The organism is Noviherbaspirillum autotrophicum (assembly GCF_000818395.1).
Lineage (GTDB): Bacteria > Pseudomonadota > Gammaproteobacteria > Burkholderiales > Burkholderiaceae_D > Noviherbaspirillum > Noviherbaspirillum autotrophicum.
The window spans coordinates 4450383-4473517 of sequence record NZ_JWJG01000028.1 but is presented as its reverse complement, the minus strand read 5'-3'; the positions used below and the strand labels follow the sequence as shown (position 1 = coordinate 4473517).

General features: G+C 58.4%; 25 protein-coding genes. 17 read left to right on the top strand and 8 right to left on the bottom strand.

Annotated elements, in window-relative coordinates; all coding sequences use genetic code 11:
- Positions 1-98 precede the first annotated feature (98 nt).
- The gene (tcdA, locus tag TSA66_RS22015; RefSeq protein WP_052452517.1) at positions 99-971 is read left to right on the top strand and encodes a tRNA cyclic N6-threonylcarbamoyladenosine(37) synthase TcdA; all 873 of its coding nucleotides are present in this window, start codon (positions 99-101) and stop codon (positions 969-971) included.
- A 5-nt stretch (positions 972-976) separates the two neighbouring features.
- Here the strand turns inward: tcdA and thpR are convergent, their stop codons facing one another.
- The 3 genes from thpR to TSA66_RS27890 form a co-directional block, all read right to left on the bottom strand.
- Positions 977-1534, bottom strand: a complete 558-nt coding sequence (gene thpR, locus TSA66_RS22010) for an RNA 2',3'-cyclic phosphodiesterase (RefSeq protein WP_052452516.1) — start codon at positions 1532-1534, stop codon at positions 977-979.
- Between the two features lie 87 nt (positions 1535-1621).
- Positions 1622-2584 carry a metallophosphoesterase family protein gene (locus TSA66_RS22005; RefSeq protein ID WP_232429517.1) on the bottom strand — a complete coding sequence of 321 codons (963 nt, stop codon included), beginning with the start codon at positions 2582-2584 and terminating at the stop codon, positions 1622-1624.
- 104 nt (positions 2585-2688) lie between these two features.
- Positions 2689-3057, bottom strand: a complete 369-nt coding sequence (locus TSA66_RS27890) for a hypothetical protein (RefSeq protein ID WP_232429516.1) — start codon at positions 3055-3057, stop codon at positions 2689-2691.
- A gap of 172 nt (positions 3058-3229) precedes the next feature.
- Here TSA66_RS27890 and TSA66_RS21995 point away from each other — a divergent pair, with 172 nt between their 5' ends.
- From TSA66_RS21995 to TSA66_RS21980, 4 genes are all read left to right on the top strand, one after another.
- On the top strand, positions 3230-3409 hold the full coding sequence (locus tag TSA66_RS21995; protein WP_040041536.1) for a hypothetical protein: 180 nt from the start codon (positions 3230-3232) through the stop codon (positions 3407-3409).
- Between the two features lie 57 nt (positions 3410-3466).
- Complete coding sequence (locus tag TSA66_RS21990) at positions 3467-3721, top strand: hypothetical protein (protein ID WP_040041535.1); 255 nt, start codon at positions 3467-3469, stop codon at positions 3719-3721.
- A gap of 107 nt (positions 3722-3828) precedes the next feature.
- Positions 3829-4308, top strand: coding sequence for a PA2779 family protein (locus tag TSA66_RS21985; RefSeq protein ID WP_198358869.1), 480 nt, complete (start codon positions 3829-3831; stop codon positions 4306-4308).
- 36 nt (positions 4309-4344) lie between these two features.
- Complete coding sequence (locus TSA66_RS21980) at positions 4345-5283, top strand: PA2778 family cysteine peptidase (RefSeq protein ID WP_040041534.1); 939 nt, start codon at positions 4345-4347, stop codon at positions 5281-5283.
- Between the two features lie 152 nt (positions 5284-5435).
- Here the strand turns inward: TSA66_RS21980 and TSA66_RS21975 are convergent, their stop codons facing one another.
- From TSA66_RS21975 to TSA66_RS21960, 4 genes are all read right to left on the bottom strand, one after another.
- Positions 5436-6101 carry an HAD family hydrolase gene (locus TSA66_RS21975; RefSeq protein ID WP_040041533.1) on the bottom strand — a complete coding sequence of 222 codons (666 nt, stop codon included), beginning with the start codon at positions 6099-6101 and terminating at the stop codon, positions 5436-5438.
- Between the two features lie 63 nt (positions 6102-6164).
- Entirely contained in the window at positions 6165-6860 is a 696-nt protein-coding gene (ubiG, locus tag TSA66_RS21970; protein ID WP_040041532.1) for a bifunctional 2-polyprenyl-6-hydroxyphenol methylase/3-demethylubiquinol 3-O-methyltransferase UbiG, read from the bottom strand.
- 125 nt (positions 6861-6985) lie between these two features.
- Complete coding sequence (gene ompA / locus TSA66_RS21965) at positions 6986-7633, bottom strand: outer membrane protein OmpA (RefSeq protein ID WP_040041531.1); 648 nt, start codon at positions 7631-7633, stop codon at positions 6986-6988.
- Positions 7634-7920: 287 nt separating this feature from the next.
- Positions 7921-8595 (bottom strand): OmpA family protein, encoded by a 675-nt coding sequence (locus TSA66_RS21960; RefSeq protein WP_040041530.1) that lies wholly within the window; start codon positions 8593-8595, stop codon positions 7921-7923.
- Positions 8596-8830: 235 nt separating this feature from the next.
- On the opposite strand from TSA66_RS21960, the gene gyrA reads away from it, so the two are divergent.
- The 9 genes from gyrA (at position 8831) to TSA66_RS21915 (ending at position 19961) form a co-directional block, all read left to right on the top strand.
- Complete coding sequence (gyrA, locus tag TSA66_RS21955) at positions 8831-11443, top strand: DNA gyrase subunit A (protein WP_040041529.1); 2613 nt, start codon at positions 8831-8833, stop codon at positions 11441-11443.
- Entirely contained in the window at positions 11440-12543 is a 1104-nt protein-coding gene (gene serC, locus TSA66_RS21950; RefSeq protein WP_040041528.1) for a 3-phosphoserine/phosphohydroxythreonine transaminase, read from the top strand. The genes gyrA and serC overlap by 4 nt, the downstream gene beginning before the upstream one ends.
- Positions 12544-12586: 43 nt before the next feature.
- Positions 12587-13663, top strand: coding sequence for a prephenate dehydratase (gene pheA, locus TSA66_RS21945; RefSeq protein ID WP_040041527.1), 1077 nt, complete (start codon positions 12587-12589; stop codon positions 13661-13663).
- 55 nt (positions 13664-13718) lie between these two features.
- Entirely contained in the window at positions 13719-14825 is a 1107-nt protein-coding gene (gene hisC / locus TSA66_RS21940) for a histidinol-phosphate transaminase (RefSeq protein WP_040041526.1), read from the top strand.
- Positions 14826-14859: 34 nt separating this feature from the next.
- Positions 14860-15756, top strand: a complete 897-nt coding sequence (locus TSA66_RS21935) for a prephenate dehydrogenase (protein ID WP_040041525.1) — start codon at positions 14860-14862, stop codon at positions 15754-15756.
- Positions 15756-17081, top strand: a complete 1326-nt coding sequence (gene aroA / locus TSA66_RS21930) for a 3-phosphoshikimate 1-carboxyvinyltransferase (RefSeq protein WP_040041524.1) — start codon at positions 15756-15758, stop codon at positions 17079-17081. Before TSA66_RS21935 ends, aroA begins: the two co-directional genes overlap by 1 nt.
- A gap of 55 nt (positions 17082-17136) precedes the next feature.
- On the top strand, positions 17137-17811 hold the full coding sequence (gene cmk, locus TSA66_RS21925) for a (d)CMP kinase (protein WP_040041523.1): 675 nt from the start codon (positions 17137-17139) through the stop codon (positions 17809-17811).
- Between the two features lie 122 nt (positions 17812-17933).
- Positions 17934-19640 carry a 30S ribosomal protein S1 gene (gene rpsA / locus TSA66_RS21920; protein ID WP_084199811.1) on the top strand — a complete coding sequence of 569 codons (1707 nt, stop codon included), beginning with the start codon at positions 17934-17936 and terminating at the stop codon, positions 19638-19640.
- A 15-nt stretch (positions 19641-19655) separates the two neighbouring features.
- Entirely contained in the window at positions 19656-19961 is a 306-nt protein-coding gene (locus tag TSA66_RS21915) for an integration host factor subunit beta (RefSeq protein WP_040041521.1), read from the top strand.
- Positions 19962-20049: 88 nt separating this feature from the next.
- Here the strand turns inward: TSA66_RS21915 and TSA66_RS27455 are convergent, their stop codons facing one another.
- Positions 20050-20226, bottom strand: a complete 177-nt coding sequence (locus TSA66_RS27455; RefSeq protein ID WP_198358970.1) for a hypothetical protein — start codon at positions 20224-20226, stop codon at positions 20050-20052.
- Here TSA66_RS27455 and TSA66_RS21910 point away from each other — a divergent pair.
- The 3 genes from TSA66_RS21910 to TSA66_RS21900 are packed head-to-tail and all read left to right on the top strand — an operon-like array spanning position 20195 to position 23132.
- Positions 20195-20506, top strand: a complete 312-nt coding sequence (locus tag TSA66_RS21910) for a LapA family protein (RefSeq protein WP_040041520.1) — start codon at positions 20195-20197, stop codon at positions 20504-20506. The genes TSA66_RS27455 and TSA66_RS21910 overlap by 32 nt on opposite strands.
- 42 nt (positions 20507-20548) lie before the next feature.
- Positions 20549-21724, top strand: coding sequence for a lipopolysaccharide assembly protein LapB (lapB, locus tag TSA66_RS21905; protein WP_040041519.1), 1176 nt, complete (start codon positions 20549-20551; stop codon positions 21722-21724).
- A gap of 34 nt (positions 21725-21758) precedes the next feature.
- A complete protein-coding gene (locus TSA66_RS21900) occupies positions 21759-23132 on the top strand; it encodes a UDP-glucose dehydrogenase family protein (RefSeq protein WP_040041518.1) in 1374 nt (457 codons plus the stop codon).
- Positions 23133-23135: the final 3 nt, after the last annotated feature.

The window sequence follows — 23135 nt, the reverse complement described above, 5'->3', positions numbered from 1 at the left end:
AGGCGACGCAGGCGCGGCGAAGAAACAGCGAAAAAAGATTCGCGACAAAAACATTCTAGAAGAAAATATCGCGGCTTGCTCTCCGTTAAAATGGCGAAATGAACGCAATTATTTCCCTTCCTCCGGCTTCTGATCTTTCTGCCAACGATATCGATTTCGATCGGCGCTTTGGCGGGATCGCAAGGTTGTATGGCGCGGCTGCGCTCGAACGTTTTCGTACCGCGCACGTCTGCGTGATCGGCGTCGGCGGCGTCGGTTCTTGGATTGTCGAAGCGTTAGCGCGCAGCGCAATCGGCCGCGTGACGATGATCGATCTCGACAACGTGGCGGAGTCGAACGTCAACCGCCAGATCCATGCACTCACCGATACGCTGGGCATGGCCAAGGTCACGGCGCTTGCCGCGCGCATAGCGCAAATCAATCCGTACTGCGAAGTGACCGAGGTCGAAGACTTCATCTCGGAAGACAATCTCGAGCAAATGATCGGCATTGGCCGTTATGACTATGTGATCGATGCCATCGATAATGTGCGCGCTAAGACGGCATTGATCGCTTATTGCCGCGCACACGCGATTCCATTGATAACGATTGGCGGCGCCGGCGGACAAATCGATCCGACCAAGATCGAGATCCGCGATCTGTCGCGCACGGAGCAGGAGCCGCTGCTGGCCAAGGTGCGCAAGCGTTTGCGCGCACACCATGGTTTTCCGCGCGGGAGCAAGAATAAGTTCGGCATTGATGCAGTGTTTTCCACCGAACCGTTACGCTTTCCCGAGGCGCAGTCGTGCGAGACCGGCGACGAGCAGGCGGCCGGCATCAGCGGGCTGAACTGCGCCGGTTTCGGCTCGGCGATGGTCGTGACTGCCAGCTTTGGGTTGGTTGCGGCCGCACATGTCTTGCGCAAGCTGGCCCAGTCCGGCACGAAAGACGCTGCCCAGGGCGAGGGTGCGCCCGCGCTCAAGCAGGCTTAACAGGCTTAATTGCCGGCGTCGCCCGGTATCCATACCTCATGATCGATCCGGCGCGACGCCAGCACTTGATAGGATGAACCACCCTGTTTCATTTCCGATTGCACCAGAGCGACCTGGTCCGCTTTCCAGGCAATCGGCGTAAAGACCGTATCTGGTGGTGCTTCGGCGTCGCGCGCCAGCGTGATATGCGGCTTGAACTTGAGCTGGCTATCAAAGGCAATGCCGCGCTGCGCGAGGGCTTGTGTCAGGTGCTGCTGCAAGCCGAGGAGCGCAGCGGGTACCTCGTGCATGCCGGCCCAGGCAATCCGATTCCTGCTGAAGTAGCCAACCCGGTCGAGCGTCAGCGTCATTGAGGCGCTTGGCAGGTGCATGAGGATGTCCTGCAGTACGGGGAGTTGCTCGGTCGGCTGCTGGCCGAGAAACGCCAGCGTGATATGGAGATTGCTGTAGGGGATCTTGCGGCCCTGTAGTGCTTGTTGCAGCCGCACGAGTTCGCCGCGCGTCAAGTCATCCGGCCACAGCGCATAGAAAAGACGTAGTGCTTGCTTGCTGTTTGCGTTCATGTTGATGACGCCTCCTTTGAACCTTTATCGATCCAGGCTTGCGCACGCCCCGTCTTACCTGCGACGACTCGCAGGCTGCGCCATGCATCAGTGGCACAGCGCCGTGCCGCGATCCCGGAAGCCATCGTCGGCGGTCGGCACGAATTCCCATTCATAACCGAGTTCCTTCAAGCTTAGCTTTAGTACGCCGAACGTGAGGTTGTCGCTGACTTCGCTATTGGCCTTGCGAAAACGAAACGGCGTCAGATGCGCGCCGCCCGTGCCGACCACGATTTGGCGCACGCCGCGCCGGTCATCGCGATTGCCATCGCCGTCCTGCGGGGCGAAGCGCTCGTAATCATGATCATGTCCGACCAACACCAGGTCGGCATCGGCTGCAACCAGCATCTTCCATGCATCCAGCATGCGTTCACTGCTGCCATGTCCGCCGGAGCTAAATACCGGGTGATGCCAGTAGGCTAGCGTGCAGCGCGTTTTATGCTGTGCAAGATCGTTCTTCAGCCATTCCAGCTGCGCTTGTTGCCCTGCCGACTTCAGATTGCTGTTGAGAGAGATGACATGCCAGCTGCCGATATCAAAACTGTAGTAGCCGCGCCGTGCCGGTCCTGCGGCCTCGCCGAAATAGCCGTAATAGCCGGTTGCCTCGGGCGTGTAATACTCGTGATTGCCGGGCGACGGATAGGTCTGCTGCTTGAACCGGCCCCAGGTCGGCTCATAGCAGGTGGCGAACTCGGCGGGAAGCCCGACCGGATAGGTCGCATCGCCCAACAGCAGTACGGCGGCGTCCTTGTCTTTGTCTAGTCCTGCCGCGATCAATGCCGCAGTCTTGGCGGCACCGCTGTATTGCGGCTTGAAATTGCTGCAATCGGCGACGTCGCCTGCCGCATACACGGTCACGCCCTTGTCAGTCAGCCGCACTGCTTGCGCGGCTTGCTCCTGCGCGCCCTTGTCGGTGAAACAGCCTGCCATGCCGAAGGCCATGGCCGCACCAAGGACAAGGCTTGTTTTCAGGAATGTGCCGGTTGACCGGCCGGGGCGATTGTCAGGCATGGAAGGTCAGCGTAAAAGGCCATATTGTAACGACCCTCGGGTTCAACCTCCATGCGCGCATTTTTCAATGAGGTGCGGGATGCAGTTACGCACTTACCAAGTGCTCAGAATTCATGTTCCTGGATGGCGCGTTTCGCGCGATTCTCTGCTGCGTCCCAGGCTTCCGCTTCCGACGCATACACCCCGGCGGGAATATAGGTTTCCGCCACTTCCGGTTCGCGCGTCAGCCTGACATACACTTGCGCTTCAAAGCTGCCATCGGGCTGGGGCTTGGCGAAAATGCGCGCTAGGTGCGTTCCGCTCCGCAATATGCGGCCAGGCGCCGCCTGTTCGCCACCTTGTGTCGTAGAAGGCTCGCCTAGTGGCGTTCCTTTTACCGACCGGACATCGTTCTCGACATCGAGTTGTCCAGCCGACTTTTCTCCGCTGCCAATATCCGCTTCGTTCATGAAATGCTTTGGGTCTTTTGCCATGCGAGATGCTCCTGTCTAACGTGTCCGGAAGCGTCAAATTGCCGGCATCGGCTTCCGCTCAATTTCTAAGATGCTCGGGTCCGGCGATAGTTCTGAGGTGCACCGGCGGTCGAGATGTTTTAGCGTCGAACCAAGCTGTTGGCAATTCGTCTAAATTTGTTTGGAGCGTGACATGAAGAACGAACAAAAGAGCTACGTCGAGCCGGGTGGAGGCGACCCGCGTGCCGCACGAACGAAAGACAATGCGATCGGAATTGACGATATCGGATTGCCGTCCGATGTCGTACCGGATAACGCGAGCAAGGTGGAAGAAATCACACCCGCCCCCGAGAAAATCGAACGCAAGACCTAAGCACCTATCCAGTCCCACCGGTAAGGGCAACCATCGTATCAGCAGACAGGATTGAATATGGCAAGCAAGGAAGAATGCGACCGCTATGCATCCGAATTGACGCAGCGGTTTGAAGAATTGACGCGATGGGCAATTGCCAACTGGCCCAAGAAAGAATTTCCGTTATTGCCGTCGGATTTTAGCGAAGCGCGCCGCGAAATCAGCGAAATCGCCGGCCCCAAGTTGGGCGAGGGAGAAACCGGGTCGACGGCACCCGGAATCCCTGCCGGTGCTGCGCAATACAGGGATGTCAATCCGATGCCTTGGCCATAGGCATTGTTACGTCTGGTTACTATCTGGTGGCGACTTGGGATCGACAGGCAAGTTAGTTTACTTATAATTGTTCCAAGCCATTCCGGTACCTTGATGGAAACTAGGAAATGGCGGAACAACTTCATGCGGATGACGGCGATTGGGCACGATCGCCAGGCTTGGGGTTCACCTTCAACATGACCGAAGAGGAAAAAATGATTCAAAAAATGAAGCGCTTGTTCATCTACGTTCTGCTCATGGCCTTCGGATCTGTCGGGTTTACTCAGACCGTCCAGGCAGCCATCATCGGCACCGAGCAGATTCACGCCAGCGCGGCCGCGCAGCAAAACCAGGCAAAAATTACTGCTGCGTTCAATCGTCCTGAGGTGTTGGCGCAACTGGAACAAATGGGGGTCAACAAGGCTGATGCGCAGGCACGCGTTGCGGCGCTGACCGATGAGGAAGCCGCGACGCTTGCGCACCAGATCGACAGCCTGCCCGCCGGCGGCGATATCGTCGGCGCGCTGCTGGTGATTTTCTTCGTCCTGCTGGTCACCGACATTCTCGGTTTGACGAAGGTCTTCCCGTTCACGCGTTCGCACCGCTAAGTGCAGGCCGGCAGCAAACACGGTCGGCCGTGGTGCATGCCGGTCGTGTTGTTCGTCCTTGCCCTGCTGGTGAGCGGTTGTGCGACCCAGACGCGCGCCTTGCTCCAGCATGCGCCGGAAAGCTTGCCGCGCCGGGTCGAATTGGCCACAACGCCATTCCATCCCCAAGAGCGCTACCAGTGCGGCCCGGCAGCCCTTGCGATGTCACTCAATGCCGCCGGCATTGCAGCAACTCCGGATGCGCTGGTGTCGCAAGTCTATGTGCCACAACGCGAAGGCAGCTTGCAGCCTGAAATGCTGGCGGCGGGCCGGCGGCATGGCGCATTGAGCGTGACGATTGCACCGCAGATGGATGCCTTGCTGACTGAAGTCGCGGCAGGCAATCCAGTTCTCGTGCTGCAAAATCTCAGTCTGCAATGGGCGCCACTTTGGCACTATGCAGTCGTCATCGGCTACGACTTGGATCGTGAAGAAATTATTTTGCGTTCGGGGACAACTGAACGTCTCGTATTGCCGCTATCCACTTTCGAGCACACCTGGGCCAGAGGGAAATATTGGGGCATGGTGACCTTGCCTCCGGATCGCCTGCCGGCTTCTGCAGACGAAGCAAGCGTGGTTTCCGCGCTGGTCGCATTGGAAAAGAGCGCTACTGCAGCCCGCGCCCATCAAGCCTACGCAACGGCTCTGCGACGTTGGCCACAAAACCTGACACTGCAGCTCGGCTATGGCAATACGGCCTATGCGTTGGGTGACCGCGCTGGCGCAGCAACGGCTTATAGCCGTGCCGCCGAACAGCACCCCGACAGCGGTGCGGCGTTTAATAATCTGGCGACGGTATTGGCAGACTTGGGGCAATTCGATGAAGCAAGGATTGCGGCGGAAAAGGCCATCGCGCTGGGCGGCCCCTGGCGCGATGCTGCATATGCAACGTTGCAATCGATTGAAGCGGCACAACCGAAAAGTGCGCCGAAATAAAGCGGTTTGATTAACCTGGCTAAAGACAAAAATGCCGCTTCTTTCTTATGGGAAGAAAGGTGGTTTTCGGTCCATCGGCGGACGTGTTGATACAGCGTACTACTGGAGCTGCGGAAACCGAACCCGCGTCCGCAAGCCCTCTACAGGCAGTGCTATTGCCTTGCGCGAATTAATTCCAGCAAATCGTATGGCGTGGCAATGACCGCGTCCGCGCCCCAGGATGTGGGCTCGATATTGCCGCAATAGCCCCAGCCCGCTGCAATCGTCGCCATGCCTGCAGCCCGTCCTGCCTGGATGTCACGTAAATCGTCTCCGACATACCAGCACGCGGTTGGCGCAAGTCCAAGCCGGCTTGCCGCTTCAAGGAGCGGTGCCGGATGGGGCTTCGAATGCGGCGTCGTATCGCCGGACACGATGCAGCATGCGTCCTGCAAGCCGATTAACGGCACCAGCCTGTCGGTAAAGCGCGCTGCCTTGTTGGTAACGATCCCCCAGGATAAATCATGTTCCAGCAAACCCTTTAACAGGATGGAAATGCCGTCGAACAGGCGACTGTCCACTGCGATAGCCGCTTCGTAATTAGCCAGGAAGGCGACGCGCAAATCGTCATACCCCTGGTCTTCCGGCTTCAGGTCGAAAGCGGCGCCGATCAGCCCGCGCGCACCGGCGGACGCCACCGGACGTAACTGTTCATAGGGGGTCGGAGCCAGTCCGCGATCGGTGCGAACCTTGTTGATGGCCCCGGCCAGATCGGGAGCCGTGTCGGCCAGTGTGCCATCGAGGTCGAACAGGATGGCGCGAGGTGCGGTCAGATGCATGTTGAAGTTCGTCAGTGATCAGGCTGGGCGCACGTCGTGTGCTGCGCCGCCCGGTCGGAAGGGTTATGCGGGGAGTGAACAAGCCACCAAATAATTCACATCGGTATCCTGATTAAGTGAATATATCTTGGTCAATGGGTTATAGGTCATGCCTTTCAGGCTGTCAGTGCACAGTCCGGCACTGCGGGCAAACTGCGCCAGTTCCGCCGGGGTGATGAACTTGCTGTAATCGTGAGTTCCCTTGGGGAGCATGCGTAATAGATATTCTGCACCGATGACGGCGAAGAGATATGCCTTCGGGTTGCGATTGATGGTTGAGAAAAACACATGGCCACCCGGCTTGACCAATGTCGCGCAGGCTTGCACGACTGCAGCCGGATCAGGCACATGTTCCAGCATTTCCATGCAAGTCACCACATCGTAGCGGCCCGGTTCGCGTGCCGCCAGTGCTTCTGCCGAGATCATTTCATAGCGCACCTGCACACCTGATTCCAGGCTGTGCAGATCGGCGACTTTCAATGCTTTCTCCGACAGGTCAATGCCAGTCACTTGCGCCCCTTTTTTTGCCATGGATTCGGCCAGAATGCCGCCGCCACAGCCGATATCGGCAACCATCTTTCCTGCCAAGGGGGCACGTGCATTAATCCACTCGAGGCGTAGCGGATTAATTTCGTGCAGCGGACGGAATTCTGAAGTCGGATCCCACCAACGATGGGCGAGATCGCTAAATTTTTGCAGCTCTAGAGGATCGGCGTTCATAAGTTAAATGATAGCGGGATTAGGAATGGCCTGCTGTCGTTTAAAGACGAACTGCAGGCATATGTGACAAAAGCATAGTCATAAAAAAACCCCGCCGAAGCGGGGTTGTTTATCGAGCAAGTCGATTATTTGGTGCGGGTGCCAACCACTTCGATTTCCACGCGGCGGTTCTTGGCACGGCCAGCAGCGTTCTTATTGGAGGCTACCGGCTGCTTCTCGCCTTTGCCTTCGGTGTAGACACGGTTGGATTCAACGCCCTTCGATACCAGATATGACTTGACCGCTTCCGCACGGCGGATCGACAGCTTCTGGTTATAGGCGTCGGTGCCGATGGAGTCGGTATGGCCGACGGCAATGATCACTTCCAGGTTCATGCCTTGCAGTTTGGAAACCAAGTCGTCCAGCTTAGCCTTGCCGTCCGGCTTCAGAACAGCCTTATCAAAGTCGAAGAAGGCATCTGCTGCAAAAGTGACTTTTTCGGAAACCGGGGCAGGTGCGGGAGCAGGAGCCGGTGCGGGGGCCGGAGCCGGAGCCGGAGCCGGAGCTGCAACCGGAGCGACCTTGGCGATTTCGCCATCGCAGCCACCGACGGCATCAGCCGGAGTATAGTAGCCGGTATGCCAGCAAGGACCAAACGGGCTGCGAACGACTACGCCACGGGAATCCTGCAGATATGCACTGTTAGGAGTATTTGCCTTGATATCTTGCTGAGCGGATGCTGCAAACGAAGCAACTGCGGACGCAGCAAAGACGAGTTTTGCTAATTTATTCATATTTTTCCTCTTGGTTGGAGATATCCGCAGATAAACTGCGCAACAAATAAACAACATTCAAATCTGATATTACCACACGCGGTTAGATTATTCTTTTATAAGGTTGTTCACTTGCAATGCACTTTGATTAACAACATTTTGCCATAGGCTTGATTTACAACGATTGTTGCTGCATCAATGGCAATATGTTTTTAATCTGTTGTTGTGTTTTCGCTACGAGCAATCAAAAAAGGCTGGCGTTTCCAAAAATATTTGGAGGGCGCTGAGTTGTTCTTTGGTGCTTGCAATTATCGAGCGGTTCCACGTACTTCGATCGTTACACGCCGGTTTGGTGCCAGACAGGCGATCAACCGGGTGCGTGCAAGCGTGTCGGGACATGATTGGACTGGTTGTGTCTTGCCTGCGCCCAGCGTCTCGATTTCCGCCGTTGCGCCCTTGCTCTTCAAATAGTCGGCAACCGCAGTGGCGCGCTTTTCCGACAGTTTCTGATTGTATTGTTGCGATCCAAGGCGATCGGAATGCCCAGTCACCATGATGAGATCGATCTTGGCGCAATTGCCAAGTCGAGCAAGGACTTCGTCGTCAATCCGCTTCTTGGTTGTCGTGCTTAAAACTGCTTTGTTGAAGGTGAATGCCTGGTCGCTGCCGAGCGTTACGGTGAAATCGCAGCGCTGTATTGCAATTGGCGCGGCCGCGGGTTGCATGGCCACAGGCGGGACAATCGCGGGGGCGGTCGGTCTGACGATCGGCGGCACCAGTTCGCCATCGCAGCCGGCAACGGCATCCGCAGGCGTCCACGTTCCTGTGCGCCAGCACAGTCCAAACGGGCTGCGCGCGATCACGCCGCGGCTGTCTTGCAGGTATGCGCTATGGGTTGGATTCGCCTGGATGTCGGTAGCGGTTTGGGCAAGGGCGCTTGCCGCTGCGCTGAGGAAGAGGCCGAGGGCGAGTGTTTTGAGCATGGTTTTTTGCGATCGGGTATTTTTTGCAAGAACGGTATTGTGCCTCTTGTAAGGTTTGATTTGAACACATTTTTAAGAGCGGGACTTTCAGGCGGTTTCGCGTAGACGTCCGCGCAGGCGCCGGGTTGACGCCTTGGGCGGCATGCTAAAATCCAATGTTTGGTGTCCTGCATTCATCTGCAGCTTCAACGCCACGAAATTCTGCCAACTTCAGCACGGATAAGCCGACTCGCCAATGGATCAATTCGCCAAAGAGACAATCCCGATTTCCCTCGAAGAAGAGATGCGCAAGAGCTATCTCGATTACGCGATGAGCGTGATTGTGGGGCGCGCACTCCCGGACGTGCGCGACGGCCTGAAGCCGGTGCATCGCCGCGTGCTCTATGCGATGCACGAGACGAACAATGTCTGGAACCGTCCGTATGTAAAGTGCGCGCGTGTCGTCGGTGAAGTCATGGGTAAATATCACCCGCACGGCGACCAGGCAATCTACGACACGCTGGTGCGCATGGCGCAGGATTTTTCGCTGCGCTATACGCTGGTCGATGGTCAGGGTAACTTCGGCTCGATCGACGGCGACAATGCTGCGGCAATGCGTTATACCGAGTGCCGACTGGACAAGATCGCCAGCGAAATCCTTGCCGACATCGAAAAGGAGACGGTCGATTTCGTGCCGAACTACGACGGCAAGGAAAAGGAGCCGTCCGTTCTTCCTACCCGCATCCCGAACCTCTTGATCAATGGTTCCTCGGGCATTGCGGTCGGCATGGCGACCAACATCCCGCCTCATAATATCGCCGAGGTTATCGACGGCGCGCTGCATGTGCTGCGCACTCCGGAATGCACGGTCGATGAGCTCATCGAGATCATTCCCGCGCCGGATTTCCCGACTGCCGGCATCATCTATGGCGTCTCCGGCGTGCGCGACGGTTACCGCACCGGCCGCGGCCGCGTCGTAATGCGCGCCAAGACGCATTTCGAGGAGTTCGGCCGCGAAGGGCGTACCGCGATCATCGTCGATGAATTGCCCTATCAGGTGAACAAGAAGTCGCTGCTCGAGCGTATCGCTGAACTGGTGCGCGACAAGAAGCTGGAAGGCATTTCCGACATCCGCGACGAATCCGACAAGTCCGGCATGCGCGTCGTGATCGAATTGAAGCGCGGCGAAGTGCCGGACGTGGTACTGAACAACCTGTACAAGCAGACCCAGCTGCAGGATACGTTCGGCATGAACATGGTGGCGCTGGTCGACGGCCAGCCCAAGCTGCTGAACCTGAAGCAGATGCTGGAGTGCTTCCTGTCGCATCGCCGCGAAGTCGTCACGCGACGCACCGTGTTCGAATTGCGCAAGGCGCGCGAGCGCGGCCACGTGCTGGAAGGCCTGGCGGTGGCACTGGCCAACATCGACGATTTCATCGCGATCATCAAGGCAGCCCCGACGCCGCCGATTGCAAAATCGGAATTGATGGCGCGTGCCTGGGATTCGTCGCTGGTGCGCGAGATGCTGGCGCGTACCGGTGCCGAAAACGCGGGCGGCATCGACGCCTTCCGTCCTGAGAATCTGCCCAAGCACTACGGTATCCAGAACGATGGCTTATACAAGCTGTCCGACGAACAGGCGCAGGAAATCCTGCAGATGCGCCTGCAGCGCCTGACCGGGCTGGAGCAGGACAAGATCGTCAATGAATACAAGGAAGTGATGGCGCAGATCGCCGACCTGCTGGATATCCTGGCGCGTCCGGAGCGTGTGACCGCGATCATTTCTGATGAGTTGACCGCAGCGAAGAATGAATACGGCGACGCCAACAAGGATGGCCGCCGCTCGACCATCGAACTGAATCCGACCGACCTCGGCACCGAAGATCTGATCACGCCGCAGGACATGGTGGTGACGTTGTCACATGCCGGCTACATGAAGTCGCAGCCGGTGTCCGAATACCGCGCGCAGAAGCGCGGCGGCCGCGGCAAGCAGGCGATGGCGACCAAGGAAGATGACTGGATCGACCAGCTCTTCATCGCCAACACGCACGACTACATCCTGTGCTTCTCCAATCGCGGCCGCATGTACTGGCTGAAGGTATGGGAAGTGCCGCAAGGTTCGCGCAACTCGCGCGGCAAGCCGATAGTCAACATGTTCCCGTTGCAGGACGGAGAAAAGATCACTGTCGTGCTGCCGCTGTCAGGCGAGAACCGCAGCTTCCCGGAAGATCATTACGTGTTCATGGCGACTTCACTCGGCACCGTGAAGAAGACCCCGCTGACCGAATTTTCCAACCCACGCAAGGCAGGCATCATTGCTGTCGACCTGGATGAAGGCGACTATCTGATCGGCGCTGCGCTGACCGATGGCAAGCACGATGTAATGCTGTTTTCGGACGCCGGCAAGGCGGTGCGCTTCGACGAAAACGACGTGCGCCCGATGGGGCGCACCGCGCGTGGTGTGCGCGGCATGAGCCTGGAAGAGGGCCAGCAGGTGATTGCATTGCTGGTGGCGGAAAATGAACAGCAGACGGTATTGACCGCGACCGAGAACGGATACGGCAAGCGTACGCCGATCACCGAGTACACCCGTCACGGACGTGGTACCAAGGGCATGATCGCGATCCAGACGAGCGAGCGCAACGGCAAGGTAGTCGCCGCGACGCTGGTGGAGCCGACCGACGAAATCATGTTGATTACCACCGGCGGCGTGCTGATCCGTACCCGCGTATCGGAAATCCGGGAAATGGGCCGCGCGACTCAGGGCGTGACCCTGATCGCGGTGGAAGACGGCACCAAGCTGTCCGGCCTGCAGCGTATCGTCGAATCGGATGTCGAAGAGGAAAACGGCAGCACGGAGGAAGAATGACGCGCGTCTATAACTTCTCCGCCGGTCCGGCTGTCCTGCCGCAGGAAGTGCTGCGGCAGGCAGCCGATGAAATGCTCGACTGGCATGGCAGCGGCATGTCCGTGATGGAGATGAGCCATCGCGGCAAGGAATTCATTTCGATTTACGAGGCGGCCGAACGCGACCTGCGCGAACTGCTCGCCGTGCCGGCAAATTACAAGATCCTCTTCATGCAAGGCGGTGCCATCGCCGAAAATGCGATCATTCCGATGAATTTGGTCGGGCGCAAATCGCAACCGGCGGTGGTCGATTTCATCAATACCGGCTCCTGGTCGACCAAGTCGATCAAGGAAGCGAAAAAGTATTGCACGGTCAATGTCGCTGCGTCGTCGGAAAGCCGCAAATTTACCGCGATACCGCCGCGCGAAAGCTGGCAGCTGTCAGCCGACCCCGCTTACGTGCATGTCTGCACCAACGAAACAATCGACGGCGTCGAATTTCATTACGCGCCCGATGTGGCGGCACAGACCAATCACGCCCCGCTGGTGGCGGACATGTCCTCGCATATTCTGTCGCGTGCGATCGATGTGTCGAAATACGGCGTAATTTATGGCGGCGCGCAAAAGAACATCGGCCCCGCTGGCCTGACGCTGGTGATCGTGCGCGATGATCTGCTCGGCCACGCATTGCCGATCTGCCCTTCGGCGTTCGACTGGAAGCTGGTGGCGGAAAATCAATCGATGTACAACACGCCGCCGACCTACGCGATTTACATTGCCGGCCTGGTGTTCCAGTGGCTGAAAAGGCAAGGCGGTGTTGCTGCGATGGAGCAACACAATATCGCTAAGGCTGCGCTGCTGTACGACTATCTGGATTCAACCGATTTCTACAGCAACAGGATCGAGAAGGACTGCCGCTCACGCATGAACGTGCCGTTCTTCCTGAAGGACGAGTCGCTAAACGATACTTTCCTAGCCGGCGCAAAGGAGCGCGGGCTGCTGCAGCTCAAGGGCCACAAGTCGGTGGGCGGCATGCGTGCATCGATTTACAACGCGATGCCGATCGACGGCGTGCAGTCGCTGGTCGACTACCTCAAAGAGTTCGAGAAGAAGCACGGCTGATCTCCCCCGTCCTTGCTGTGGGAAGCCACATGACTGCGTAAACATGAATACCGACGATAAATTAAAACCCCTGCGCGAGCAGATCGATGCCATCGATGCGCAAATTCTCGATTTGCTCAATCGCCGCGCACGCGTTGCGCAAGAAGTAGGCCACATCAAGGCTGAAACCAACGCGCCAGTGTTTCGCCCGGAGCGCGAAGCGCAAGTCTTGCGCAAAGTCGCCGAGCGTAACCCCGGCCCGCTCGACGGCGGCGATGTGCAGACGATTTTCCGGGAGATCATGTCTTCCTGCCGTGCGCTGGAGCGGCGCGTGGCTGTCGCATATCTCGGGCCGACAGGCACCTTTACCGAGCAGGCGGTGTATCAGCAATTCGGGCATGCGATCGAAGGCATCTCATGCGCCTCGATCGATGAGATCTTCCGCTCGGTGGAGGCGGGGACAGCGGATTTCGGCGTGGTGCCGATCGAGAATTCTTCCGAGGGCGCAATCAACCGTACGCTCGACCTGTTGCTGCAGACCACTTTGTCGATCAGTGGCGAACTGTCGATTCCGGTGCATCACAGCTTGATGACCAAGAGTGGCACGATGGATGGCGTCACCCGCATTTGCGCGCACTCGCAGGCTTTGGCGCAATGCCAGGTGTGGCTCAATCAGAACTATCCGAACATCGAGCGCCAGGCTGTTGCCTCCAATGGCGAGGCTGCGCGCATTGCCAGTGAAGATCCGACGGCAGCTGCGATTGCCGGCGAAATCGCCGGCCAGCGCTATAACCTGGGCATCGTCAAGGCGCATGTGCAGGACGATCCGCACAACCGCACGCGCTTTGCAGTCGTTGGCCGCCTGCAGCCGGCACCGAGTGGCAAGGACCAGACCTCGCTGGTGCTTGCCGTGCCGAACAAGGCGGGAGCCGTGTACAACCTGCTCGCGCCGCTTTCTAAACATGGCGTGTCGATGACACGCTTCGAATCGCGTCCGGCGCGCATCGGCACCTGGGAATACTACTTCTACGTCGACGTCGAAGGGCATGCGCAGGATGAAAAGGTGGCAGCGGCGCTGGCCGAGCTGAAGCAGAATGCCGCGTTCTTCAAATTGCTCGGCTCGTATCCTTTCAGTTTGTAACTTGATTCGCCCTTCGCTGCGGTGCGGCGGAGGGCTCACTCATCTGGAATCTTCTATGTCAATTCAATTCGGACCTGATTACGTTCGCGCCATCGCTCCCTATCAGGGCGGCAAGCCGATTGCGGAAGTTGCGCGCGAGTTCGGCCTGGACGAGGCAAAAATCGTCAAGCTCGCTTCCAACGAAAATCCGCTCGGCATGCCGGAATCGGCCAGGCAAGCGATGCTGGAAGCCGTCGCCGACATTGGGCGTTATCCGGACGCAAACGGGTTCGAGCTGAAACAGGCGATCACTGCCAAGTACGGCGTGCCGCAGGAATGGATCACGCTCGGTAACGGCAGCAACGACATTCTCGAACTGGCCGCGCATGCTTTCGTGCAGCCCGGGCAGTCGGTGATTTACTCTCAATATTCGTTCGCCGTGTACGCGCTCGCTACGCAGGCCGTCGGCGGCCGTGCGATCGTGGTCCCGGCCAAGAATTACGGCCATGACCTGGCAGCGATTGCAAACTCGATCACTGCCGATACCCGGCTGATTTTCATCGCCAATCCGAATAATCCGACTGGCACCTTCATTCCCGCTGCCGATATCGAGGCTTTCCTGAAGGTCGTGCCGCGCGATATCGTGGTGGTGCTGGATGAAGCGTATAACGAGTATCTCGCGCCGGAATTGCAGTACGAATCGACAGCCTGGGTGCGCGAGTATCCGAACTTGCTGGTGTCGCGCACCATGTCGAAAGCCTACGGCCTGGCGGGCCTGCGAGTCGGTTTCGGCATTGCGCAGCCGGCGATCACTGATCTGCTGAATCGCATCCGTCAGCCGTTCAATGTCAATTCGCTGGCACAGGCTGCGGCGATTGCGGCGCTGAACGACAGCGCATTCCTGCAAAAGAGCGCGCAGCTCAATGCCGATGGCTACCGCCAGCTGACGCAGGCATTCGATGCGATGGACCTCGAGTATGTTCCTTCATACGGTAACTTCGTGCTGGTCAAGGTTGGCAATGATGACGGCGCCGGCGCGCGCCTCAACCTCGCTTTGTTGAAGCAGGGCGTGATCGTCCGGCCGGTAGGCAACTACGGCTTGCCGCAATGGCTGCGCATCTCGATCGGTTTGCCCGAGGAGAATGCGATCTTCATCGAGGCGTTGAAAAAGGCCTTGGCCTGAGACGGCAGTTACCGACTTTGAGCGATTTTCCGTGTTGAAGAAAATTTCAATTTTTGGTGTCGGCCTGATCGGCGGCTCGTTTGCCCTGGCGCTTAAAAAGGCCGGGGCGGTGGCGCACATCGTCGGTGTCGGGCGCAGTGTCGCTTCGCTGGAGCGTGCGAAGGAACTCGGGATCATTGACCAGATCGGCAGCTCGGTGGCGGAAGCTGTCGATGGCGCAGACCTGATCCTGGTGGCCGCGCCGGTGGCGCAGACCGAGCAGATACTGGCGTCGATTGCGCCGCATCTGCAGCCGGGAACGCTGGTGACCGACGCGGGCAGCACCAAGTCCGACGTAGTTACAGCGGCGCGCAAGGCGCTCGGCGGCAAGATTGCGCAATTCGTTCCGGGTCATCCGATTGCGGGGCGCGAGCAGAACGGCCCCGAAGCCGCGATCGTCGATTTATATATCGGCAAGAAAGTAGTGCTCGCGCCGCTTCCGGAAAACGCGGCGGAGGATGTGGCGCGCGTGGCGAGTGCATGGCAGCGGTGCGGCGCGATCATTCACCAACTCACGCCACAGGAACATGATCGCGTATTCGCGGCGGTCAGCCACCTGCCGCATCTGCTGGCGTACGCGCTGGTGGACGACATTGCGAAGAAGCCGCATGCCGATTTGCTCTTCCAGTACGCTGCCAGCGGCTTTCGCGATTTCACGCGGATCGCCGGCTCGTCGCCGGAAATGTGGCGCGACATTTCGCTGGCAAACCAGCCGGCTTTGCTCGGCGAGCTGGATGCCTACATGGCGCAGCTGGCGCAGTTGCGCAGCATGCTGGCCGAGGCGAATGGCGCGGCGCTCGAAGCGGTTTATGCGAACGCGCAGCGCGCGCGGCATAACTGGATTTGCACCATCGAGGCAGCGGAACAACAGAACAGACAAGGCGGCGACTAATGAAGCACTATCCCCATCACCTGGACCTGCAACCGGCGATGCATGCACAAGGAACGGTGCGGCTGCCGGGTTCCAAAAGCATTTCCAACCGCATTTTGCTGCTTGCGGCGCTGGCCCAAGGCACTACTGACATTCACGACCTGCTGGCCTCCGACGATACTCATGTGATGCTGATGGCATTGCAAAAGCTGGGAATCCAATGGGAGCAGATCGGCGAAACGCAGCAATACATCGTTCATGGCTCTGGAGGCATGCTTTCGGTGCATCAGGCCGATCTCTTCATGGGCAATGCGGGCACCGCGATCCGGCCGCTGACGGCGGCGCTGGCCGCAATTGGCGGCGACTATACGTTGCATGGTGTCTCGCGCATGCATGAACGGCCGATCGGTGACCTGGTCGATGCATTGAATGCGGTCGGCGCGAGCATTGAATACACGGGGCAGCCTGGCTATCCGCCGTTGCACATCCGACGTGGACATCTCCATGCGCAGCGCCTGCAGGTCAAGGGGAGCGTCTCCAGCCAGTTCCTGACGGCGTTGCTGATGGCCGCGCCCTTGATGGCGCGCGACCAAGTGGTCACGATCGAGGTGATCGGCGAGTTGATTTCCAAGCCGTATATCGAGATCACCCTGAATCTGATGCGCCGCTTCGGTGTGACGGTCGAGCGTGACGGCTGGCAGTCGTTTGCAATCCCGGCCGGGCAGAATTACATCAGCCCGGGTTCGATTCATGTGGAAGGCGACGCATCCTCAGCGTCATATTTTCTCGCAGCCGGCGCCATTGCCGGCGGGCCGGTGCGGGTGGAGGGGGTCGGGCGCGACAGCATTCAGGGCGACGTGCGCTTTGTCGAAGCGCTGGAACGGATGGGAGCGACGATCACGATGGGTGACAATTGGATCGAAGCGAAATCCAACGGCGTACTGCAGGCGATCGACGCGGATTTCAACCATATTCCCGATGCTGCCATGACGATCGCCGTCGCTGCGTTGTATGCAAACGGGCCGAGTACCTTACGCAACGTCGGCAGCTGGCGCGTCAAGGAAACCGATCGCATTGCCGCGATGGCGACCGAGCTGCGCAAGCTGGGCGCAGGCGTCGAGGAAGGCGCCGACTATTTGCGCGTGACGCCGCCGAAGCAAATCCGCAGTGCCGCCATCGACACTTATGACGACCATCGCATGGCGATGTGCTTTTCCCTGGCAACGCTCAACGGTGCCGGGCGCAAGGGAAATGCAGTGCGGATCAACGATCCGAAATGCGTCGCCAAGACGTTCCCGGAATATTTCGACGCCTTTGCCAGCATCGCACGAAACGATCTGTTTTAAGCGGTTGGCGGAACCGTTGCGCGGGCAATGCGCTCCGCCTTTTTAATTGTTAACAATGCAAACATATACCATTCCGGTGATTACAATCGACGGGCCGACAGCGTCCGGCAAGGGCACCGTTGCGCACCGCGTGGCATTGCATCTTGGTTTCCACTATCTGGATTCGGGAGCCTTATATCGCCTGACCGCCTTGTCTGCGCTGCGTCATAACGTTGCGTTGAATGATGAACATGCCTTGGCCAAGCTGGCTGAAAAGCTGCCCTGCAAATTCCTCGGCGACGAGATTTGGCTAGCCAATGAAAATGTCTCGAATGCCATTCGTGCTGAAGAAGTGGGCAATACCGCATCGAAAATTGCTGCTTTGCCAACCGTGCGCCACGCCTTGGCTAGTCTGCAGCATGGTTTTAGAGCCGCTCCCGGCTTAGTCGCCGACGGACGCGACATGGGGACCGTCATTTTTCCTCGCGCAACGTTAAAGGTGTTCCTTACTGCAAGCGTGGAAGCACGTGCCCAGAGGCGATATAAGCAATTGATTGAGAAGGGTTTTTCTGCTAGTATGGAAAATCTTCTCAAAGATTTGAGGGAGCGGGATGCGCGAGATTCGAATCGCGCTGTCGCCCCGTTAAAACCGGCGGAAGGTGCGCATTTTCTGGATACCTCGGACATGACGGCCGATCAGGCGGTCGAACAGGTACTTCAGTGGTACGCGGCAGTAAAAAAACAGATGTAATCAGTGCACTGTTTTTGTAGTGGAGCCCGGCTTGGCGCAAGGCCTTGTCGGGTGTTGATGAACCTTAACCCAGTATGCAGTCGATTAGACCCGATCAATACTGGCCAAACCCTTTCAAATTTATGTCTACTGCGCAACAACAATCAACCGGCATGGAAAGCTTTGCAGCCCTGTTTGAGGAATCCCTTTCCCGTCAGGATATGCGTTCCGGTGAAGTGATTTCGGCTGAAGTCGTTCGTCTCGACCACAATTTCGTGATCGTCAATGCCGGCCTGAAATCCGAAGCATTCATTCCTATCGAAGAATTCAAGAACGACAGCGGCGAACTCGAAGTCCAGGTTGGCGACTTCGTCACCGTTGCGATCGAATCGCTGGAAAACGGTTTCGGCGACACCATCCTGTCGCGCGACAAGGCTAAGCGTCTGGCTTCCTGGCTCGCGCTCGAGAAAGCGATGGAGTCCGGCGAAATCGTGACCGGCACCGTCAATGGCAAGGTCAAGGGCGGCCTGACCGTTCTGACCAACGGCATTCGTGCCTTCCTGCCGGGTTCGCTGGTCGACACCCGTCCGGTCAAGGACACCACTCCGTACGAAGGCAAGACACTGGAATTCAAGGTCATCAAGCTGGACCGCAAGCGCAATAACGTTGTGCTGTCCCGCCGCGCCGTCATCGAAGCATCGATGGGCGAAGAGCGCGCCAAGCTGATGGAAACCCTGAAGGAAGGTACTGTCGTCACCGGTATCGTCAAGAACATCACCGACTACGGTGCGTTCGTTGACTTGGGCGGCATCGACGGTCTGCTGCACATCACCGACCTCGCATGGCGCCGTGTGCGTCACCCGTCGGAAGTGCTGTCCGTCGGCCAGGAAATCACCGCCAAGGTCCTCAAGTACGATCAAGAGAAGAACCGCGTTTCGCTGGGCGTCAAGCAGTTGGGCGACGATCCGTGGACCGGTCTGTCCCGTCGTTATCCGCAAGGTACCCGCCTGTTCGGCAAGGTCACCAACCTGACCGACTACGGTGCGTTCGTGGAAGTCGAGCAGGGCATCGAAGGCTTGGTGCACGTGTCCGAAATGGACTGGACCAACAAGAACGTGGCTCCGAACAAGGTTGTCCAGCTGGGCGACGAAGTCGAAGTCATGGTCCTGGAAATCGACGAAGAGCGTCGTCGTATCTCCCTCGGCATGAAACAGTGCAAGCCGAATCCGTGGGAAGACTTCGCGATGAACCACAAGAAGGGCGACAAGGTGAAGGGCGCGATCAAGTCGATCACCGACTTCGGCGTGTTCATCGGCCTGTCGGGCAACATCGACGGCTTGGTGCACCTGTCCGACCTGTCCTGGACCGAAGCCGGCGAAGAAGCCGTGCGCAAGTTCAAGAAGGGCGACGAGCTGGAAGCTGTCGTGCTGGCGATCGATGTCGAGCGCGAGCGCGTTTCGCTGGGCGTCAAGCAACTCGAAGGCGATCCGTTCAACAACTTCGTTGCACTGAACGACAAGGGCGCCATCGTGTCCGGTACTGTGAAGTCGGTCGAGCCGAAGGGCGCCGTCATTGCGCTGAACGATGAAGTCGAAGGCTATCTGCGTGCTTCCGAAATCTCCCGCGACCGAGTGGAAGATGCTGGTACGCACCTGAAGGTCGGCGACAAGGTCGAAGCCATGGTGATCAACGTTGACCGCAAGGCACGCAGCATCCAGCTGTCGATCAAGGCCAAGGACAACGCAGACACCCAGGAAGCAATGCAGAAGATGTCTGCTGACTCCGCTGCTGCTTCCGGCACGACCAGCCTGGGCGCGCTGCTGAAGGCAAAGCTCGACAACAAGCAATAAGGTTCAAGTCTGTCAATGACAAAGTCGGAGCTGATTGCCCGCTTGGCTGAGCGTTATCCGCAACTGGTAGCAAAAGATGCGGATTTCGCGGTCAAAACCATTCTCGATGCGATGGCGGACGCGCTGTCGAACGGCCAGCGTATCGAGATCCGTGGTTTCGGCAGCTTTGCGTTAAATAGCCGTCCGCCACGTATTGGGCGCAATCCGAAATCGGGCGACAAGGTGATGGTGCCGGAAAAGCGCGTGCCACACTTTAAGCCTGGCAAGGAATTGCGCGAGCGGGTGGATGCGATGGTCGGGCAACCGATCAAGGAAGACTGAGTTATTCGCAGGAAATCAAAACGGCATCCTCGGATGCCGTTTTTTATTTTTGCCTCCCAGACTCTTGTCTTGCGGAGCAAGTTTGTCTTCACCGGAACTTCGTTTCACGTACAATTTCGGTTTCTCTTGTCATCCGATTGTTGTTAAAGAAGAGGAACTGCCGCGAATAGCCGGTAATTTCATCGCGGCCGGATTCATTTTTTGCACTGCCCCAATAAGGAGGCGCTTGCGGCATGAAAATCGTTTTCAGAATCGTTGCGGCCATGCTCTTTTTTGTATTCTTTGTCTTTGCACTCAAGAATACACAGGAAGCCGCACTGCACTTCTTTTTAGGCTATGAAATCCGGGCGCCGCTGGTATTGCTGCTTCTCGCATTTTTCATGGGTGGCACAGTCCTTGGAATCCTCGCCATGATGCCCACCGTGTTTCGCCACCGCCGCGACCTCACAAAGCACAAGAAAACGATCGCGACCATGGAAAAGGACCATGAAGCGCAGCGGGCGGCGCAATTGCAGCCGCCGCCGGACGGCGTGGTCAGCAAGTGACGGCACGGGACAATCCCTACATTTACGATAACAACATAAAGCATGGAATTCGAAACCTGGTGGCTGCTTGGCATCCCCATTTTTTTCGGCCTCGGCTGGATCGCCGCCCGTGTCGATATCAAACAGCTCCTGTCGGAATCGCGCAGCCTGCCGCGAGGCTACTTCAAGGGACTTAACTTTTTATTGAATGAGCAGCCGGACAAGGCTATCGACGCCTTCATCGAAATCGTCAAGCTCGATCCGGAAACCGTCGAGCTGCATTTCGCGCTGGGCAACCTGTTCCGCCGCCGCGGGGAGATCGAACGTGCCATCCGCGTCCACCAAAACCTGCTGGCGCGTCCCGACCTGCCGCAGGAATATCAGGTGCACTCCCAGTACGAACTGGGACAGGACTACCTGAAGGCGGGATTGCTGGATCGCGCAGAAGAGACGTTCAATCATTTGGTCGATACGCAGTACGGCGCGCAGGCGCGCAGGGCGCTACTCGAAATCTACCAGCGCGAAAAGGAATGGATGCGTGCCATCGAGGCGGCGCGCGCCTTGCAGGACTCGGGAGCAGGGGCGCGGCAGAAGGAGATCGCGCAATTCTATTGCGAGCTGGCGCAGGACGAGCTGGTGCACACCCATCCGGACGCGGCGCTGGCAATGCTGGAAAAGGCGTTGGCTGCGGACCGCACGAACGTACGTGCCGCCATTCTGAGCGGGGATGCGTATCTGGCCAAGGGCGACACCGAGGCGGCGTTGCTGGCATGGCGCCGCGTGGAGCAGCAAAGCGTGCCGCACGTAGCGCTGGTGGCGCAGCGGCTGATGGATGGCTATCGCGCCGTCGGCCGGCCGCAGGAAGGCGCCAATCTGCTCAAGAGCTATCTGGCCGAGGCGTCGTCGATCGATCTGCTGGAAGTCGTGTTCAAGGCAGTGCTGGAACTTGATGGCGTGGAGGCGGCGAATCAGCTGGTGAGCGACGAGTTGCGCCGCACGCCAACCTTGCTTGGGCTGGACAAGCTGCTCGAAGCGCGCCTGATGGATGCCCGTCCCGAGGTGCGCCCTGAGCTGTCGCTGGTGAAGAATCTCGTGCATGGCTATACACAGAAGCTGGCCCGGTATCAGTGCGCTCATTGCGGCTTCAAGGCGCGCCAGTTCTATTGGCAATGCCCTGGCTGCAGTCACTGGGAAAGTTATCCGCCGCGCCGCACCGAAGAACTCAACGTTATGAATTAACTTTGCCTGTAAGGGCAGCAAGCGCTAAAACATCATGAAAATTACCATCATCGGCACAGGCTATGTCGGCCTGGTTACTGGAGCCTGCCTGGCGGAGCTCGGCAATAACGTGTTCTGCCTGGACGTCGACCAGAAGAAGATCGACATCCTCAATAGCGGCGGCATTCCGATCCACGAGCCGGGCTTGGCGGACGTGGTCACGCGCAACCGTGCCGCCGGGCGCCTGACGTTTTCGACCGATGTCGCTGCCAGCGTCGCGCATGGCGACATTCAGTTCATCGCGGTCGGCACGCCGCCGGATGAAGACGGTTCGGCCGATTTGCAGTACGTGCTGGCGGCGGCGCGCAACATTGGCCGACATATGGACGGCTTCAAGGTCGTTGTCGATAAATCCACCGTGCCGGTAGGGACGGCCGACAAGGTACGCGCGGCGATTCTGGAAGAGCTGCAGGCTCGCGAGGCCGGCGTAACGTTCTCGGTGGTGTCGAACCCGGAATTCCTGAAAGAGGGCGCGGCGGTGGAAGACTTCATGCGGCCCGACCGGATCGTGATCGGCTGCGATGACACGCCCGAAGGGCAGCAGGCGCATGCGCTGATGAAGAAGCTGTACGCGCCGTTCAATCGCAACCACGAGCGTACCTTCTGGATGGATGTGCGCTCCGCCGAATTCACCAAGTACGCGGCGAATGCCATGTTGGCCACGCGCATTTCGTTCATGAATGAACTCGCCAACCTGGCCGACAAGGTAGGGGCCGACATCGAGGCGGTGCGGCATGGCATCGGATCCGATCCGCGCATCGGCTACAGTTTCCTGTATGCCGGCTGCGGCTATGGCGGATCCTGCTTCCCGAAGGATGTGCAGGCGCTGGAGCGCACAGCGCGCGACTATGGGCAGGATCTGCTGATTTTACGGGCGGTGGAAGAGGTCAATCATCATCAGAAGCATGTGCTGGGCCAGAAGATCGTCGAGCGTTTCGGCGAAAACCTGACCGGCCGGCACTTCGCGGTATGGGGGCTCGCCTTCAAGCCGAATACCGATGACATGCGCGAAGCGTCGTCGCGTGTGCTGTTGCGCCAGTTGCTCGAACGTGGTGCCTCCGTGGCCGTCCACGATCCGGTGGCAATGGCGGAAGCCAGGCGCGTGCTCGCGCTGGACTTTGCCGATGCGTCCCATATGCTGGAGCGAATTCGTTTCTCCGACAGCCCGATGGATGCCTTGCGCGGTGCCGACGCACTGGCGATCGTGACCGAGTGGAAGGCTTTCCGCAGCCCGGATTTCGATCAGGTCAAATCCCTGCTCAAGGCACCGGTCATTTTCGACGGCCGCAACCTGTTCGAACCGGATGTGATCGGTGCTGCCGGTTTTGAATATCACGGCATCGGCCGTTCCGTCCTGACCAAATCATGAACA

Excerpts from the sequence above, each read along its gene's own strand:
- tcdA (WP_052452517.1), top strand. The coding sequence starts at position 99 with ATGAACGCAATTATTTCCCTTCCTCCGGCTTCTGATCTTTCTGCCAAC.
- thpR (WP_052452516.1), bottom strand. The coding sequence starts at position 1,534 with ATGAACGCAAACAGCAAGCAAGCACTACGTCTTTTCTATGCGCTGTGG.
- TSA66_RS22005 (WP_232429517.1), bottom strand. The coding sequence starts at position 2,584 with ATGCCTGACAATCGCCCCGGCCGGTCAACCGGCACATTCCTGAAAACA.
- TSA66_RS27890 (WP_232429516.1), bottom strand. The coding sequence starts at position 3,057 with ATGGCAAAAGACCCAAAGCATTTCATGAACGAAGCGGATATTGGCAGC.
- TSA66_RS21995 (WP_040041536.1), top strand. The coding sequence starts at position 3,230 with ATGAAGAACGAACAAAAGAGCTACGTCGAGCCGGGTGGAGGCGACCCG.
- TSA66_RS21990 (WP_040041535.1), top strand. The coding sequence starts at position 3,467 with ATGGCAAGCAAGGAAGAATGCGACCGCTATGCATCCGAATTGACGCAG.
- TSA66_RS21985 (WP_198358869.1), top strand. The coding sequence starts at position 3,829 with ATGGCGGAACAACTTCATGCGGATGACGGCGATTGGGCACGATCGCCA.
- TSA66_RS21980 (WP_040041534.1), top strand. The coding sequence starts at position 4,345 with ATGCCGGTCGTGTTGTTCGTCCTTGCCCTGCTGGTGAGCGGTTGTGCG.
- TSA66_RS21975 (WP_040041533.1), bottom strand. The coding sequence starts at position 6,101 with ATGCATCTGACCGCACCTCGCGCCATCCTGTTCGACCTCGATGGCACA.
- ubiG (WP_040041532.1), bottom strand. The coding sequence starts at position 6,860 with ATGAACGCCGATCCTCTAGAGCTGCAAAAATTTAGCGATCTCGCCCAT.
- ompA (WP_040041531.1), bottom strand. The coding sequence starts at position 7,633 with ATGAATAAATTAGCAAAACTCGTCTTTGCTGCGTCCGCAGTTGCTTCG.
- TSA66_RS21960 (WP_040041530.1), bottom strand. The coding sequence starts at position 8,595 with ATGCTCAAAACACTCGCCCTCGGCCTCTTCCTCAGCGCAGCGGCAAGC.
- gyrA (WP_040041529.1), top strand. The coding sequence starts at position 8,831 with ATGGATCAATTCGCCAAAGAGACAATCCCGATTTCCCTCGAAGAAGAG.
- serC (WP_040041528.1), top strand. The coding sequence starts at position 11,440 with ATGACGCGCGTCTATAACTTCTCCGCCGGTCCGGCTGTCCTGCCGCAG.
- pheA (WP_040041527.1), top strand. The coding sequence starts at position 12,587 with ATGAATACCGACGATAAATTAAAACCCCTGCGCGAGCAGATCGATGCC.
- hisC (WP_040041526.1), top strand. The coding sequence starts at position 13,719 with ATGTCAATTCAATTCGGACCTGATTACGTTCGCGCCATCGCTCCCTAT.
- aroA (WP_040041524.1), top strand. The coding sequence starts at position 15,756 with ATGAAGCACTATCCCCATCACCTGGACCTGCAACCGGCGATGCATGCA.
- cmk (WP_040041523.1), top strand. The coding sequence starts at position 17,137 with ATGCAAACATATACCATTCCGGTGATTACAATCGACGGGCCGACAGCG.
- rpsA (WP_084199811.1), top strand. The coding sequence starts at position 17,934 with ATGTCTACTGCGCAACAACAATCAACCGGCATGGAAAGCTTTGCAGCC.
- TSA66_RS21915 (WP_040041521.1), top strand. The coding sequence starts at position 19,656 with ATGACAAAGTCGGAGCTGATTGCCCGCTTGGCTGAGCGTTATCCGCAA.
- TSA66_RS21910 (WP_040041520.1), top strand. The coding sequence starts at position 20,195 with ATGAAAATCGTTTTCAGAATCGTTGCGGCCATGCTCTTTTTTGTATTC.
- TSA66_RS27455 (WP_198358970.1), bottom strand. The coding sequence starts at position 20,226 with ATGGCCGCAACGATTCTGAAAACGATTTTCATGCCGCAAGCGCCTCCT.
- lapB (WP_040041519.1), top strand. The coding sequence starts at position 20,549 with ATGGAATTCGAAACCTGGTGGCTGCTTGGCATCCCCATTTTTTTCGGC.
- TSA66_RS21900 (WP_040041518.1), top strand. The coding sequence starts at position 21,759 with ATGAAAATTACCATCATCGGCACAGGCTATGTCGGCCTGGTTACTGGA.